Here is a 15,030-nt window from a genome sequence, read left to right on the forward strand (position 1 = left end):
CTCCGTGACCGAGGCCCAGGAGACCGCAGGCTCCGGGCCGGACGCCGTCGACGAGCGGACGCTGGACGCGGGCACCTACGAGGTGCTCCGCGCCCGGCTCCGCGAGCAGACCGGTGAGCTGGCCCGCCGTACCGAGGAACTGAACTCCCGCAGGCTGGAGGTGTTCGGCGGGACCGAGCTGACCCTGCTCGGCACCGAGCGGATACGCACCGAGCACAACTGCACCCCGCGGGACATCGTCAGCGTGGGCGGCTCCCCCGGGGGCGGCGGCGGTGGCGACACCATCCTGTTCGGGTACAACGTGTTCATCGGCATGCAGCGGGAGACGCACGTCTCCGACGTGTTCTCGCTGCACCGCTACGAGCACGACGGCGACGGGTTCTCCTTCACCGCCGTGCCCGGGGAAGACCTCCCGGGCCTGCTGGAGGACGCCCGGTTCCGGCAGGACTTCGGCCAGCTCTACCGCTACTACCGCGACGCCCGCCTCCTCCAGCTGCGCAAGGTCGAGGAGCGGCTGCTGGCCGTCTTCCAGATCGGGCCCACGACCGAGGACGTGCGGGTGTTGCGGTGGTCGGTGTCGCCCACCGGCGAGACCGCCTACCTCGACGAGCGCGGCGAGCGCGACCACGTGTACCCGCCCTCGCACGACTTCTCGTGGGTGGAGACCACCCGCGAGGACCACGTGCAGGGCCGCCACCCGCACATCTCCGTCCTCGACGAGCTGTTCGTGGAGACGGTCGGCGGCGACCTCACCATCAAGGTCGAGAACAACACCGAGGTCGGCGAGGGCATCTACAGCGAGCCCGTCGACGAGCCGCTGCAGAGCCTGGCCGACGCCTCGGTGTCCTACGCCGGGGTCGGCCCGCTGGTCCTACTGCGGGTGCTGCCCTACAACGAGTCCGAGTGGCGGCACCTGGTCTTCAACCGGCACACCAAGGACGTCCTGAGGCTGGACGGGATCGGGCAGTCCTGCCAGCGGCTGCCCGACGACCAGGGCCTGATCTTCCCCGGCGGCTACTACCTGGCCACCGGGGTCGCCCGGACGTTCGACACCGACGTCACCGACCTGGAGTTCGAGCGGGTGGTGCGCTCGCCCAACGGCGAGGACGTCCTGTACGTCTTCCACTCGCGGGCCGACGGGCGCAGCCTGCTGCTGTCGTACAACACCATCCGCAAGGAGGTCGCCAACCCGATCGTCTGCCACGGGTACTCGCTGTTCGACGACGGCACCATGACGGTGTTCCGGGAGACGGCGGGCGAGCCCACCCGGGTCCACCCCATGCAGGTGTGGCAGACGCCGTACGTGTCCGACGAGTACGCGGCGGCCCAGCCGGTGGGCAGCGGCCCGCTGGAGCGGATCGGCAACGCCGAGCTGGTCCGGGGCGTGTCGGACGCGCTGTCGGTGGCGCGGATGGCGCAGGACATGCGGCCCTCCACCGAGGTGTTCGAGGCGCTCATCGCCGCCTGCCGCCGGGTGTCGGACCGGTTCCACTGGCTGGGCGAGGAGGAGCTGGGCGACCTGGCCGACCCCCTCTCCCAGGTGCGCGCGACCGCCGAGCGGGTGCTGGAGGAGTTCGAGACCGTCCAGGCCCTCACCGCCCAGGCCGCCGAGGCGCTGGCCGCGGCGCAGGAGAGGGCCGCGGCGCTGATCCGCACCTCCCGCGGGGAGACCCCCCGGTCCGCGGAGGGCTGGATCACCCGGCTCACCGAGCTGCGCCGCGCCCAGGGGCAGGCCGCCACGCTGGCCGAGATGCGGTACGCGGACACCGACCGGCTGGCGGAGCTGGACCGGTCCCTGGAGGAGGAGACGGGCTCCGTGGGCCGCCGCACCGTGGCGTTCCTGGAGCAGGAGGACGCCTTCGACGGCTACCACTCCGAGGTGCGGCGGCTGGTCGACGAGGCCGAGACCATCGAGGCGGTCAGCGCCGCCACCGCCGTCGGCGAGCGCATCGCCGCGCAGACCGAGGGGCTCCAGACGGTCACCGAGGTCATCGGGTCGCTGGAGATCGGCGACGCCCAGGTGCGCACCCGCATCCTGGAGCGGATCAGCGAGGTGCTGGGCGGGATCAACCGGGCCCGCGCCACCCTCCAGGCCCGGCGCAAGGAGCTGCTGGCCCTGGAGGGCCGGGCCGAGTTCGCCGCCGAGTTCGCGCTGCTCGGCCAGGCCGTCACCGGGGCGCTGGCGGCGGCCGACAGCCCCGAGCGCTGCGACGAGCAGCTGGGGCGGATCATGCTCCAGCTGGAGAACCTGGAGTCGCGGTTCGCCGAGTTCGACGACTTCCTGGGGGAGCTGTCGGACAAGCGTGAGGACGTGTACGAGGCGTTCTCCACCCGCAAACAGGCGCTGGTGGACGAGCGGGCCCGGCGCGCCGACCGGCTGGCGGCGTCCGCCGAGCGCGTCCTGGAGGGCGTGCACCGGCGGGTGGCGTCGCTGGCCACGCTGGAGGACGTCAACACCTACTTCGCGTCCGACGCGATGGTGGCGCGGCTGCGCCGCACCGCCGAGGAGATGCGCGAACTCGGCGACACCGTGCGCGCCGAGGAGCTCCAGGGCCGCGTCCTGGCCGCCCGCCAGGAGGCGGGGCGGTCCCTCCAGGACCGCACCGACCTGTACGACGGCGAGACCATCCGCCTGGGCAGGCACCGGTTCGCGATCAACTCCCAGCCCGTCGACCTGACCCTCACCCCCTACCAGGGGGAGATGGCGGTGGCGATCACCGGCACCGACTTCCGGGAGCCGGTGGCCGACGCGGAGTTCGCGCGGACCCGGCGCCTGTGGGACCGCCTGCTGGTGTCGGAGAGCCCCGAGGTGTACCGGTCCGAGTACCTGGCCACGTCGATGCTGGCCGAGGCCGAGGAGGGCCCGGACGGCCTGGCGCGGCTGCACGAGGCCGAGCTGCATTCCGAGAACGGGGGCTCGCTCCAGGCGCTGGTGCGCGAGGCCGCCGAGTCCCGCTACGACGAGGGCTACGAGCGGGGCGTGCACGACCACGACGCCGCGAAGCTGCTGTCGGCGCTGCTGCGCCTGCACACCGGGGCGGGGCTGCTGCGCTACCCCGGGCGCACGCGCGCGGTCGCCCAGCTGTTCTGGGCCTTCGGCGCCGACGAGCGCCGGCGGACCGCCTGGTCCACCCGGGCGGCGTCGCTGGCCCGCGCCCGCGCGGTGTTCGGGGCGCGGCGCTCGCCCGCCATCGACGCGCTGCGCGGCGAGGTCGCCGGCGCCGTGGACGCGTTCCTCACCGACACGGGGCTCCACCAGGACGCCGACCTGGGCCTGGTCGCCGACTACCTGTTCGAGGAGCTGGCCTGCGACGGGCCCGCCGAGCGCGGGTTCGTGTCCGGGTCGGGCGCGCGGACGCTGCTGGACCGGTTCTCGCGGGCTCTGGGCAGCACCCGCGAGACCACGCGCAAGTCCTTCGAGGACGACCTGCGCAGGCTCGGCGACGACCTGGCCGCCCGGCACCAGCTCACCACCGCCTGGCTGGAAGCGTTCGCGGCCACCCGCGACGACGTCGACCCGGGCGACCTGCCCGAGGCCGCGGCGATCGCGCTCGCCGAGGTGGACCGGTACGAGTCCTCCGCGGCGGTGCAGGAGACCGTCTCCGGCCTGCTCGGCTCGCACCCCCGGATCCGGGACCGGTCCCTGGAGGTGCGGCTCGACGAGATCCTGCCGCGCACCCGCGCGTTCCGCCTGGAGGAGGTGCCCGCCTACCGGGACTTCCAGAAGCGGCGCAACGCCCTGGTGGCCGCCGAGCGCGAGCGGCTGCGGCTGGACGAGTACCGGCCCAAGGTGATGAGCGGGTTCGTCCGCAACCGGCTGCTGGACGAGTCCTACCTGCCGCTCATCGGCGACAACCTCGCCAAGCAGCTCGGCGCCGCGGGCGACGACAAGCGCACCGACCAGAGCGGGCTGCTGCTGCTCATCTCCCCTCCGGGCTACGGCAAGACCACGCTCATGGAGTACGTGGCCAGCCGCCTGGGACTGGTGTTCGTCAAGGTCAACGGACCCGCGCTGGGGCACGGGGTCACCTCGCTGGACCCGGCGGAGGCGCCCGACGCCACCTCCCGGCAGGAGGTCGAGAAGATCTCCTTCGCCCTGGAGATGGGCACCAACACGATGCTGTACCTGGACGACATCCAGCACACGGACCCGGAGCTGCTCCAGAAGTTCATCTCCCTGTGCGACGGTCAGCGCAGGATGGAGGGCGTCTGGAACGGGCGCACCCGCACCTACGACCTGCGCGGCAAGCGGTTCGCGGTGTGCATGGCGGGCAACCCGTACACCGAGCAGGGCAAGCGGTTCCGCATCCCGGACATGCTGGCCAACCGCGCCGACGTGTACAACCTGGGCGACGTGCTGTCGGGGAAGGAGGAGCTGTTCTCGCTGAGCTACATCGAGAACGCGCTCACCTCCAACCCGACGCTGGCCCCGCTGTCCACCCGGGAGCGGGACGACGTCTACCGGTTCGTGCGGATGGCGCGGGGGGACGACTCGGTGACCCTCGACCAGATGGGCCACCCGTACTCGGCGGTCGAGGTCGAGCGGATCGTGTCGGTGCTGCGCAAAATGCTGCGCGTGCAGGAGGTGGTGCTGGCCAACAACCAGGCCTACATCGCCTCGGCGGCGCAGTCGGAGGACGCGCGCACCGAGCCGCCGTTCCGCCTCCAGGGCTCCTACCGGAACATGAACCGGCTGGCCGAGAAGATCGTGCCGGTCATGAACGACTCCGAGGTGGAGGCCGTCATCGACGACCACTACCTGGGCGAGGCGCAGACGCTGACCTCGGGCGCGGAGGCCAACCTGCTCAAGCTGGCCGAGCTGCGCGGGACCCTGACCCCGGAGCAGGAGGCCCGGTGGGAGCAGGTCAAGGCGGCGTTCCGCCGCAGCCGCGCCCTGGGCGGCGCCGAGGACGATCCGGTGACCCGCGCCGTCGGCGCGATCGGGCTGCTCGCCGACCGCGTGGGCGAGATCGGCACCGCCCTGGGCCGGGACTGACCGGCGCACACTCCACCGACGGCAGCGGGGCCGGGCCCACGCCCGGCCCCGCTGCCGTTCCCCCCCCGAACCCGTAACCGGGGCGCCCCCTCCGAGCCCGGTGCCACCGCGTTCGCGACCATGACCGGAGTCGTTGCGTTCCGTGTCCGAGGCCGGCGCCTTCCGCACCCGTCGTCGCCCCCTTCGGCCCCGAGCGGTTCCAGCATCAAGCGCAGATCACGGCCCGGCGCCTGGCGGCCGGCCTTGGAGCCGATATCCAGGGCGGGGTGCCGCAGACCTGCCCCGTTGAGGAAACAACCACCGGTCGCGCCCTCGTGCCGGGAGAAAGGGGACATGGTTGATAGGACCTACCTGTCGATCAGCTCCCGGAGGTGGGAAGCGGCGTTCCCAAGGGGGGTGCGGGTCTGCTCACCCGACTCCATGTCGCGGACGGTCACTTCACCGGCGTCTTGTTCTTCCGGGCCATAGAGGACGGTGAACCTCGCGTGCTGGGCGTTGGCCCACTGGAGCTGCTTGCCGAGCTTGCGCGATGCCCCCAGGAACATGCCGACCCGTGCGCCGTTCGAGCGCAGGACTCCCGCCAGACGCATCAGGTCAGCCTCGCCTCCGAGCACGGTCAGGGCGACGTCAAGGCCGTGCGGTTCGGATTCCCAGGCGTCCTGCATCGCCAGGATTCTCTCAATCCCGATGGAGCCGCCGCAGGCCGGGGCGTCGGGACCGCCCAGTGAGGCGACGAGTCCGTCGTAGCGACCTCCTGCCGCGATCGCACCGGGGTAGCCCTCGGCCTCGACCTCCCAGATCGCTCCTGTGTAGTAGTCCAGGCCGCGCACCATACGGGGGGCGAAGACGACACGGCCCCCCAGATCGGCGGCCAACTCCAACAGGCTGTCGATCTCTGCCAGTCCCTGCTGCCCGCGTTCGGTGGCGGAAAGTTTGACTCGGAGGAGGTCGGGGTCGTCGGCGGCCACATCCTCGGTCAGGTGCTCTGCGGTGGACACGTCCAGGCCGCGTTCGTCCACGAGTTCCTTGGCAACGGCCTGAACACCGATCTTGTCGAGCTTGTCCAGGGTGGCGAGAACACCGTCTCCGCGTCCTTCAGCCACTTGGTAGACCTCCAGCAGGCCCCGCAAGGCTTGACGAGAGTTCACCAGAAAGCGGAACCGCGCGACACCCAGGGCACCGAGACCGTCGGCGATGGCACGCACGATCTCGGCGTCGGCCAGCGGGGACGTGGAGCCGACAGTGTCGACGTCGCACTGGGTGAACTCGCGGAAGCGGCCCTCCTGAGGCCGGTCGGCCCGCCAGACCGGGCCGATGGCGTAGCGCTTAAAGGGTGAGGGGAGTTTGGAGCCGTGGGTGCCGATAACGCGGGCCAGCGGCACCGTGTGGTCGTATCGCAGAGCGAGATCGGGCTGTCCGCTGGATTCGTGGGCTCCCCGGCGCAGGATCTTGAACAGGAGTTTGGACGCCTCCTCGCCGTACTTGCCGGCGATCACCTCGATCCGCTCGAACGCCGGGGTCTCCAACGGATCGAACCCATAGCGCTCGAAGACCTCGGAGACGTTGGCGATGGCCGTCCTCCTGCGCCTCAGGTCGTCCGCGAGGAAGTCCCGCGTTCCTGAAGGCGCCTGCACCTTGCCCATGGTGATGCCGCTTCCTGTACCGCCGTGCTTGTGGACAGCGCCAGACTACTGCTGGTGGTCTTCCTCGGCCGTCCAGTCGGGGAAGTACCGGGCAAGCAGATTCACCAGCGCTTTCAGAGCCTTCGGGTCGCCCCGGCCGGTCGTCAGCAACGGGGTACCGTCGATCGCCTCCAGTACCTCCCACCCCTTCAGAGATTCCATGAGGTCGCGGACTCCGGTCAGCAGCGACACCGACATCTGCGGGACGATCGCGTCCAGAGCGTGCGCCTGGTAGTAGATCGACGACCGCCGCGGAGCGGTGGTGTCGATTCGCTCGGTGTAGTTGACCTCGCTCAATCGGGGATAACAGGAGTCGAGTAGCACCTTGGGGACGTCCCACACGGGCATGAGGCAGTCCACGTCACCGGTTCGGCGCTTGGGGTAGGGCAGCGGGCGTCGTCCGTTCATCAGGCAGAACAGGAGCTCCGCCATCACGTCTTCGCGGTTGTAGCCCATGAGTAGGGAGGTGCCGCCGATTTCGCGATTGAGTGCGCGCCCCACCATATTGAGCAGCCAAGTCCCAAAGAAGTGACTGGCATCGGCCCCGTAAGTGTCGCGGACCTGCCGCCACAGTGCCTCGGGGGTGGCGGACATGCCCAATAGGGAGGCGATGTCCTCCGGGAAAAGCACCCGGTGAACGAACCCGTACCCCTCGCAGAGATCACGGGCGCGGTGGGCTGCGCTGCCTCGCCACAGCGGGTCCAGGACCACCGTGAAGCACAGGACCTGATCCGGTCGAAGCGCATTGGTGCGAACGAACCTGTCCAGGCCGCGCACGATGCTGCTGGAGTCACCGCCTCCGGAGATTCCCGCGACGAGTGGGAGTGTCACCCCGTACTCCCGCAGGAAGGCGGCGATCTTGGCGAAGACGATCTCGCGGAGCTGTTCGTCGTCCAGGAGATGAACGCGGTGTTCCGGGTTCTTCTCGGAGTACCGCAGATCGTACATGGCGGCGACCGGATCGAGGCTGTGCGCCTGGACGTTCAGGGTGCGCGGCAGCAGTTCAGCGTCGGTGTTGCGCATGCATTGCAGGATCACCGTGTTCTGCTCAGGGATCTGCGCGAGGGTGTGGGTGATGGGAACGGGCCGCAGGCTTCCGTCTCCGGGGACCTCGTACGCCTGAAACATCGAGGGAGGCATGCGGTTGGCCCGGAGTAGGTCGGCGAAGGACAGTTCGTCCGCTGGCGAGAGCTGATGGGCGCCATTCGCGAAAAGCACGGTGACCCGTTCCCACGTCTTCATTTCCAGTGGCTCCTGTTCGTGTCCAGTGCGTCGGCTCAGTAGTGCGCGGTGAGCGCGGAGCAGGACAGGGTCTCCTCGACCTGCGGAACGGTCATGCGGTCCATGCCGATCTGGGGCAGCGTGCGTGCCATCACGACCGCCAGTTCGGTGAGGTCGGTGGTGTTCGGAGCGTTCGTCTGGGTATTCATGGGCGATGCCCTCCTTCGATTTCTCCCCGCTCGGGAAACGGCGGGGTGCTGCCGCGCACCGGTCGGTGCACGTGTGTTGAGCCTGAGCTGCGGCAACATGTCGCCACAACGCAGGCGGGCGGGGAGGAGTTCAAGGGCCCGGTCGGCCTTGTGGAGCAGTGCGACCGAGTCGACGGCGGGATCGGTGGTGCCGCTGATCGAGGACACCCGGTTGAAGGGATAGTCGGTCTTCAACGCGGCATGCGGTGGGCCGGACCCCTGCGATTCCGTCAATTGCACCCGTCACCACGAAACCCCTTCTGTACTGTGGATACGACGCTACGCACCACAATCGCGCGCCAGTAGTGACCCCCAGTACGGGTATTCCGCCCGCTAGGAGGCTCCGATGCCGACATCCTCCGCTCGGACCCCGACCACCGGTCAGGGAAAGCCGAGAGGCGGCATCATCTCCGGGTACGTCCTCCGGATCATTCGTGAACAACTCAACCTGTCCCAGGACGAGATGGCCGAGCATCTGCTTGTTTCGGCCGACACCATCTCGGGGTGGGAAACCGGTCGGCGTGCGCTGACCGCAGTCCCCGTAGGACAGGTGCTTGTCCAACGCCACCGGCTACGCCGCATGGGTGCGCGGCCGGACCTCGTCGACACACTGGACAAAGCAATGGAAGCGGATGTGCTCCTCACCAGCGCCATCGATGGGAACACGGACGGTTCCCCTCTGGGTGCATGGGTGATGCGGCGCGACCTTGTAGAGGTGCTCGCCTGGCCGCTCACAGGGGCCCTGCCGGAACCACTGCGTGGAATTCCCCCGCCACGACGACCGCGCCGGGGGCCTGTTCCAACCGGGCCTGAGATGACCCGAACCGACAGAGAACGGCTGTTCGCCAATCTGCGTCGTGCCGCCGAGAACGCCACCGATCACGATTTTCTGTTGCGTCGACAAGCCCTTTACCTGGTCGGGTACGACCACAGCCCCGATGCCACTGCCTGGCTTGCAGAACAGCAGCGTCGCCCTGCTCCGGACGATTGGTTGTCCCGCTGGCTCGCCTCTCGGTCCGTGGCGTCCGTCGCCACCCGCTACGGGGATACGGACCGGCTCGCCCACTTCATCGGCTCCACCCTGGTCGGCGACGACCGGGGGGAGATCGCGAACCTCGATTACTGGGCGTACTGGGTGGGCGAAACGGATCTGGAACTCTCTGATGGATTCATGGCGTCAGGCCGGACCGGCGCTTGGACGGGCCGCCGCCTGCTGCGCCATCTGATGGTCCGGCTCGTTCCGGGTCACGGGTACCTGGACTTGTACGTGCATACTCTGTGGTCTCTGCTGGCCGCACGCCCTCGCCTGCTGACATCCGAGCCCGGTGCGTCGGAACACCTGGCCACCGCCGTCGGGGTGTTGTTGGATGACTCCGGTACCTCGGCGCGGGCGCGCCGGGAGTTGGACGGCATCCGGTACGCGATTCGCCTCGCGAGGGCGTAGAAGGACAGGATCATGAGCGACGAGACCACCCGGGCCGCGCACCTTCTCCGTGAGGTGGGCACCCTGAAGAATCAGCGCCGGACCGGCTGGTGGATGGCGGGAGTGCGCGACCCCGAGTCCGTGGCCGAACACTCCTGGCGAACCGCACTGATCGCTTCGGTGATCGCCGCGATGGAGGGTGCCGATCCGGCGAAGGCCGCGCTGATCGCGGTGTGGCACGACACCGGGGAGACCCGTTCGGGGGACGTCCATCATCTGGGGCAGAAGTACCTGGTGTCCAAGCCGGACCCCCGGGACATCGTCGCGGACCAGACGGAGGGGCTATCCATGCGGGTGGGGGAGATGGTGCGCTCCGCCGTCGCCGCATACGAGGATCAGGACTCGCCGGAGGCCCGATGTGCCAAGGACGCCGACAAACTGGAGTGCCTTCTGCAAGGAGTCGAGTACCGGGCGCAGGGACACGCGGCGGCTCAGCGGTGGATCGACGGGAGCCTGGGGCGGATCAGGACCGAGTCGGGGAAGGCATTGGCAGATGCCGTGTTGGAACAGGGGTCGCTGGACTGGCTGTACGCGGCGATGAAGTGACGAGGCGGACCGCCGGCCCCTGGAGCGACCATGAGCAGTCCGACCCTGTGCGGAATCACCCGTCCCGCCTGCGGCGACGAGAGGAACGCCGACCGGACGCGCCAGAGCAGCGACGCCCCCGTGGACAGGGCGGGCGGTCCTCTCCCGGATAACGCCCCGGTGCATACCTGCGGCCGGGCCCACGCCCGGCCCCGCGGCCGTTCCCGCAGCGGCGGAACGCCCCGGATCCCGCGTCTCCAACGGTGTGTGCCCTAGGGTGTCCTGCATGGCAAGGCACCCGATCACCCGGCTGGAGGCCGACGGCTTCGGCCCGCTCGACCGGGTCGATATCCGGCTCAGTCCGACGCTGAACATCGTCACCGGGGACAACGCCACCGGGAAGTCCCAGTTGCTCAAGCTGATGTACGCGGGCACCCGGACCCTGTCCGACGAGTCCGCGCTCACCAAGACCGCGCTCTCCTCCGGTGTCGCCGACGCCCTCACCGGCATCTTCCGCCCGGAACAACTGGGGCGCCTCGTGCGCCGGGTCCGGGGGCGGAGCCGCGCCTCGGTGAGCCTGAAGTACGGGGGGATCCGCGAGCCGCTGTCCTTCGACTTCGCCTCCAACGCCCGCAGGGACGTGCAGATCCGGTCGGTGCCGCGCGCCCCGATCGTGGACACCCCGGTCTTCCTGCCGTCGCGCGAGCTGCTCTCCCTCTATCCCGGCCTGGTCTCGTTGTTCGAGACGCGGGAGGTCGAGTTCGACGAGACCTGGCGCGACACCGCGCTGCTCCTGGGACGCGCCGCGCTGCGCGGTCCCCGGGTGCGCGCCGCCAACGACCTCCTGGCCCCCCTGCTGGAGGAGATCGAGGGCACCGTCCTGGAAGAGAACGGGCGCTTCTACGTACGCCTCCCCGTCGGGTCGGCCAGGGCGGGCAAGATCGAAGCCCACCTGGTGTCCGAAGGTTTCCGCAAGCTGGCGATGATCATCCGGCTCGTCTCCAACGGGGTGCTGCTGGAGGGCGGCTACCTCTTCTGGGACGAACCGGAGGCCAACCTCAACCCCAAGACGCAACGGGCGGTGGCCCGGGCCATCCTCGCCCTCGCCCGGAGCGGGACCCAGGTCTTCGTCGCGACGCACAGCGTGTTCCTCCTTCGGGAACTCGCGCTGCTCCTCGACACGCATCCACTGGTGGGCCCGGACGAGCCGCGATACATCGGCCTCTACCGGGAGGCCCAGGCCGAAGAGGGCTCCCTTGCCGGGGCGGTCCGGGCCGAGACGGCGGCGGATCCCGCCGACCTGACCGCGATCACCGCCCTGGAGGCCGAGTCGGCCCAGAGTCTGCGGTACCTGGGGGTCTGACCGCATGCCGGTGGAGGTCCAGGTGGACGGGTCGTTCTTCACCTTCTCCGACGGCTGGGAGCTGGAGAAGCTGGACGAGTGGCCCGCGCAGAAACTGGCCACACAGGCCCCGTTCCACTCCAAGGGCTGCGACCTCGTGGCCCTGAAGGACGGGGAGCTGTGGCTGATCGAGGCCAAGGACTACACCTATCCGGGGGCCAGGGTCCCCGACGACCTCACGGACAAGGTCGGCCTCAAGTTCTTCCACTCTCTGGCCCTGCTGCACGTGGTCGCCCGCTGGGGTGAGGGCAGTCACCGGGAGTACAGCCTGAAAGCCCTGGCCTGCCGGCGAGCCCGTGTCTGCTTGGCGGTGGAGCTGCCCGACGGAGGACGCAGGCTGATCGGTGTGGCGACTCCGCTCGCCGGTCTCCAGGACAAGCTCAAACGGGTCACGAGGAAGCTGAGGATCCACCACCCCGTGGTCAGCAACTCCCACCGGACGAACGGAGTGCCGTGGGAGGTCCGGCGCGATCCCGGAACGCGGGGCAGGCACTCGGACCGGTGAGGCGGCCCGGCGGCGTGTCCCCGCCCTGGACCGGAGCCGGTCCCGACCACGGGGAGAGGCGTACCCGGCCAGGGGGCCTGCGGCGGCTCCGGCTCCGGTCGTGACCGCGGAGGGGCAACGGCTACGCGTACCCGGACCGGGCGGGCCCCGGTGCGTCGGTCCGTCCACAGGCTGTGGACGACCCCCGGCCGCCCGGAAGGCGGCCTGCGCGGGAGACACGGCGCACCACCGGACAGGAGTCCCGCGGGCCCCGTACGCCGCACACCGCGCATGTGGCCCGATCCGGCGTGGGGGGCTTGTCCGGGCGCACCCGGACACGTAACTTTCCTTCGTGATCGCCCTCCCGGGCGAAGACAACCGCCTCGAACCCCCGCTCGAAGTGAGGTGCCCACGGTGCGAAAGCACGTCTCCGTCGTCATGGCCGCCGCGGCCGCTGCCCTGTTCGCCCTCGGAACGGTGTCGGCGGCCCACGCCGCACCCGCCGCCCCGTCCGCCCCGGTCGACCCCGCCCTCGCCGCCATCCCCTCCGGCCCGCTGACCTTCGGCGCCGAGGCCCTGGCCTCCGCCCGCGAGGCCGCCGCCGGCGCCGCCGCCGGGGCGTCCTGCGCCATCACCGCCGACACGGCGACCGCCCTGGCCCTGGCCCCCGTGTGGGCCGAGGTCGTCGCGGGCACCATGGCCACCCCCTCCCCCATGACCCTGTCCCGCTACGACACCCAGCCCGGCCTGTACGACCCCGCCGGGCGCGAGGGCCTGTTCTTCAACCCCGGCGTGGGCCTGTGGCAGATGGACTCCGCCGGGCTGGGCTCCCGGAACACCGCGGGCGAGGCCATCGACTCCCGGTGGGTCTCCGCGACCGTCGTCCCCTACATCGTCGGCCGGTACTGCACCGCCCTGAACGGCGGCTCCGCGGCGCCCGCGGCGCGCGCCGCCGCCTGGCGCGACTGGAACGCCTGCGCCGACGGCGACTGCGACACCGCCTTCTGGCGGGCGGTGAACAACGGCATCGGCGCCGACCCGTCCGTGGACCGCCACGGCGGGGCACGGCCGCGGACGTGCTCCTACGGCGGCGCCACGTACGACTGCCTGTTCGTGGACGTCGCCGACGCCCAGGGCGCCACCTGGTGGGCCGCCCCCGGCGGCGGCCGTTCTCCGGTCCCGCACCCGTTCTACGTGCTGCGCACGGAGGCCGGCGGGGCCTCGCAGGAGGTCCGCGTATGGTTGGCCCAGGACTCCGGCCACGGTGTGCACGTGTCCGTCACCCGACCCTTCGGAGCCGACGCCCGCACCTCGCTGACCTGGTCCGACGGCGACGGGCTGTGCGACACCACCACCGGCCGGGGCGACTGCTGATCCCCTGAGGAGCCGGATGTACGCGACAGCGCTGGGAGACGGGGCCGAACTGTGCCCGCTCGAACCCTGGCAGGCCCGGGAGTTCCTGGACCACATGGACCGGGGCCGCGAGTTCATCGGCCGCTACGTGGGCCTGCCCGACCTGGTCACCGACCTGGAGTCGAGCCGCGCCCACCTCCAGCGCTACGCGGACAGGGCGGCGGCGGACACCGGGCGCATCTGCGGGATCCGCCTGGACGGCGAGCTGGTCGGCGGCGTGCTCCTGCCGCGGCTGGACACCGCCCAGGGCACCGCCGAGGCGGGCTGCTGGCTGGAGCCCGCCGCCTCCGGGCGCGGCCTGGTGACCCGTGCCTGCCGGGTGCTCATCGACTGGGCGGTCCGGGAGCGCGGCGTCCACCGCGTCGAGTGGCGGGTGGACCCGGAGAACACCGCGAGCATCGCGGTGGCGCGCCGCCTGGGCATGACCCGGGAGGGCGTGCTGCGCGGCGACTTCCTGTACCGCGGCGTGCGCCGCGACACCGAGGTGTGGTCCGTGCTGGCGCCCGAGTGGCAGGGGGCCTGACCGGACGGGGCGGCCGTCGGCGCGGCGCCCGGGGGGGGAGGGGCTCCCCCTCCCCCCGGGCGCCGCGGTCCTCCCCCGAAACGCGAAGGCCCCGGCCGAAAACGGCCGCCGGAATTGCGGACCAGCGGGTACCCCATCCCGACCGCCTCGTCCAGACCGTTTCCATTGTTACGAGTCCGAGAACCTGAGGACACGCTCCGGAGAATGGTCGATACAACCTCTATCGACCCGCCCCTTTGCATGTTATTTTCGTGCCGCCCGGGGGACCGTGTACGAAACGAACGAAGAGGCTGATCCATGCCCGAAACCACGGCTCTGGACATCGACCTGCCCGAGTTGAACTTCGACGACATGGAGGTCATGAGCGTCCGCGAGGCCGTCGCCGTCCCCGAGACCGGCGCGACCAGCGGCTCCAGCAGCTGCACCTCCACCTCCTGCTGCGGCTCCAGCAGCTGCTGCTCCGGCGGCTCCTGCGGCTGACGCCGCCCACCGACGGCAGACCGGGACCGGGTCCCGGATGCCCCGCAAAAGTTCGCCCCGCGTGCGGCGCGGCCTTTGCCCATCCCCCGTCCCCCGACTTTCAAACCCCCCGTTCTTTTTTCACGCTGCGTCATCGATAAAGCCGTTGATCGTTGGCGCCGACACCGGTCCCCGAAACATCTCAGGGGCGCGGAAATCACCGCTGCCCGCCCGGGGAAAGCCCTGCCCGCGCATCCGGCCAAAGCGTGAACGAACGACTGGTGTTCTCGTATTCTTCACTCCGCGAAAGGTCTCCCCCATGCAGGACTCCCCGTCCATCGAACTGCCCGACCTCGACTTCTCCGACATGGAGGTCATGAGCGTCCGCGAGGCCGTCGCCGTCCCCGAGACCGGCGCGACCAGCGGCTCCAGCAGCTGCACCTCCACCTCCTGCTGCGGCTCCAGCAGCTGCTGCTCCTCGGGCTCGTGCGGCTGATCCGGTCCTGACCCGGACCTGACCGGGATCCGCGACCGGATCCCGGCCCGAGGCCCGCGCCCAGGGCGGTTCCCCACCGGTCGGGGGACCGCCCCCAC

12 protein-coding genes are annotated in these 15,030 nt (G+C 70.5%); 9 read left to right on the plus strand and 3 right to left on the minus strand.

Translation table 11 applies throughout. The annotated features are described in order from the left end of the window. Positions 1 to 4: 4 nt before the first annotated feature. Positions 5 to 4,996: a DNA repair ATPase gene (locus BUE45_RS18450; protein WP_073380597.1), complete on the plus strand. Its 4,992-nt coding sequence runs from the start codon at positions 5 to 7 to the stop codon at positions 4,994 to 4,996. 347 nt (positions 4,997 to 5,343) lie between these two features. Here the strand turns inward: BUE45_RS18450 and hisS are convergent, their stop codons facing one another. From hisS to BUE45_RS32580, 3 genes are read right to left on the minus strand one after another with little or no spacing between them, the layout of a single operon-like run. Further along, positions 5,344 to 6,639, minus strand: coding sequence for a histidine--tRNA ligase (gene hisS, locus BUE45_RS18455; protein ID WP_073380598.1), 1,296 nt, complete (start codon positions 6,637 to 6,639; stop codon positions 5,344 to 5,346). A gap of 45 nt (positions 6,640 to 6,684) precedes the next feature. After that, complete coding sequence (locus BUE45_RS18460) at positions 6,685 to 7,920, minus strand: hypothetical protein (protein ID WP_073380599.1); 1,236 nt, start codon at positions 7,918 to 7,920, stop codon at positions 6,685 to 6,687. A 35-nt stretch (positions 7,921 to 7,955) separates the two neighbouring features. Then, the gene (locus tag BUE45_RS32580; protein WP_178378572.1) at positions 7,956 to 8,108 is read right to left on the minus strand and encodes a hypothetical protein; all 153 of its coding nucleotides are present in this window, start codon (positions 8,106 to 8,108) and stop codon (positions 7,956 to 7,958) included. Positions 8,109 to 8,493: 385 nt separating this feature from the next. Here BUE45_RS32580 and BUE45_RS18465 point away from each other — a divergent pair, with 385 nt between their 5' ends. The 8 genes from BUE45_RS18465 (at position 8,494) to BUE45_RS18500 (ending at position 14,932) form a co-directional block, all read left to right on the plus strand. Next, entirely contained in the window at positions 8,494 to 9,591 is a 1,098-nt protein-coding gene (locus BUE45_RS18465) for a helix-turn-helix domain-containing protein (RefSeq protein ID WP_073380600.1), read from the plus strand. Positions 9,592 to 9,603: 12 nt separating this feature from the next. After that, on the plus strand, positions 9,604 to 10,176 hold the full coding sequence (locus tag BUE45_RS18470; protein WP_143173404.1) for an HD domain-containing protein: 573 nt from the start codon (positions 9,604 to 9,606) through the stop codon (positions 10,174 to 10,176). 265 nt (positions 10,177 to 10,441) lie between these two features. After that, positions 10,442 to 11,518 carry an AAA family ATPase gene (locus tag BUE45_RS18475; RefSeq protein WP_073380602.1) on the plus strand — a complete coding sequence of 359 codons (1,077 nt, stop codon included), beginning with the start codon at positions 10,442 to 10,444 and terminating at the stop codon, positions 11,516 to 11,518. 4 nt (positions 11,519 to 11,522) lie between these two features. Beyond that, entirely contained in the window at positions 11,523 to 12,062 is a 540-nt protein-coding gene (locus BUE45_RS18480) for a hypothetical protein (RefSeq protein WP_073380603.1), read from the plus strand. Between the two features lie 417 nt (positions 12,063 to 12,479). After that, complete coding sequence (locus BUE45_RS18485) at positions 12,480 to 13,415, plus strand: hypothetical protein (RefSeq protein WP_084737494.1); 936 nt, start codon at positions 12,480 to 12,482, stop codon at positions 13,413 to 13,415. Between the two features lie 16 nt (positions 13,416 to 13,431). Beyond that, on the plus strand, positions 13,432 to 13,977 hold the full coding sequence (locus BUE45_RS18490; protein WP_073380605.1) for a GNAT family N-acetyltransferase: 546 nt from the start codon (positions 13,432 to 13,434) through the stop codon (positions 13,975 to 13,977). Positions 13,978 to 14,274: 297 nt separating this feature from the next. Continuing rightward, positions 14,275 to 14,457, plus strand: coding sequence for a thiazolylpeptide-type bacteriocin (locus BUE45_RS18495; protein WP_073380606.1), 183 nt, complete (start codon positions 14,275 to 14,277; stop codon positions 14,455 to 14,457). Positions 14,458 to 14,755: 298 nt separating this feature from the next. Next, positions 14,756 to 14,932, plus strand: coding sequence for a thiazolylpeptide-type bacteriocin (locus tag BUE45_RS18500; protein WP_073380607.1), 177 nt, complete (start codon positions 14,756 to 14,758; stop codon positions 14,930 to 14,932). The last annotated feature ends 98 nt before the right edge of the window (positions 14,933 to 15,030 follow it).

The sequence above is a fragment of the Nocardiopsis flavescens genome, from assembly GCF_900141985.1.
GTDB classification, from domain to species: domain Bacteria; phylum Actinomycetota; class Actinomycetes; order Streptosporangiales; family Streptosporangiaceae; genus Nocardiopsis; species Nocardiopsis flavescens.

Coding starts and splice junctions, on each gene's coding strand:
- hisS (WP_073380598.1), bottom strand. CDS start 6,639: ATGGGCAAGGTGCAGGCGCCTTCAGGAACGCGGGACTTCCTCGCGGAC.
- BUE45_RS18460 (WP_073380599.1), bottom strand. CDS start 7,920: ATGAAGACGTGGGAACGGGTCACCGTGCTTTTCGCGAATGGCGCCCAT.
- BUE45_RS32580 (WP_178378572.1), bottom strand. CDS start 8,108: ATGAATACCCAGACGAACGCTCCGAACACCACCGACCTCACCGAACTG.
- BUE45_RS18465 (WP_073380600.1), top strand. CDS start 8,494: ATGCCGACATCCTCCGCTCGGACCCCGACCACCGGTCAGGGAAAGCCG.
- BUE45_RS18470 (WP_143173404.1), top strand. CDS start 9,604: ATGAGCGACGAGACCACCCGGGCCGCGCACCTTCTCCGTGAGGTGGGC.
- BUE45_RS18475 (WP_073380602.1), top strand. CDS start 10,442: ATGGCAAGGCACCCGATCACCCGGCTGGAGGCCGACGGCTTCGGCCCG.
- BUE45_RS18480 (WP_073380603.1), top strand. CDS start 11,523: ATGCCGGTGGAGGTCCAGGTGGACGGGTCGTTCTTCACCTTCTCCGAC.
- BUE45_RS18485 (WP_084737494.1), top strand. CDS start 12,480: ATGGCCGCCGCGGCCGCTGCCCTGTTCGCCCTCGGAACGGTGTCGGCG.
- BUE45_RS18490 (WP_073380605.1), top strand. CDS start 13,432: ATGTACGCGACAGCGCTGGGAGACGGGGCCGAACTGTGCCCGCTCGAA.
- BUE45_RS18495 (WP_073380606.1), top strand. CDS start 14,275: ATGCCCGAAACCACGGCTCTGGACATCGACCTGCCCGAGTTGAACTTC.
- BUE45_RS18500 (WP_073380607.1), top strand. CDS start 14,756: ATGCAGGACTCCCCGTCCATCGAACTGCCCGACCTCGACTTCTCCGAC.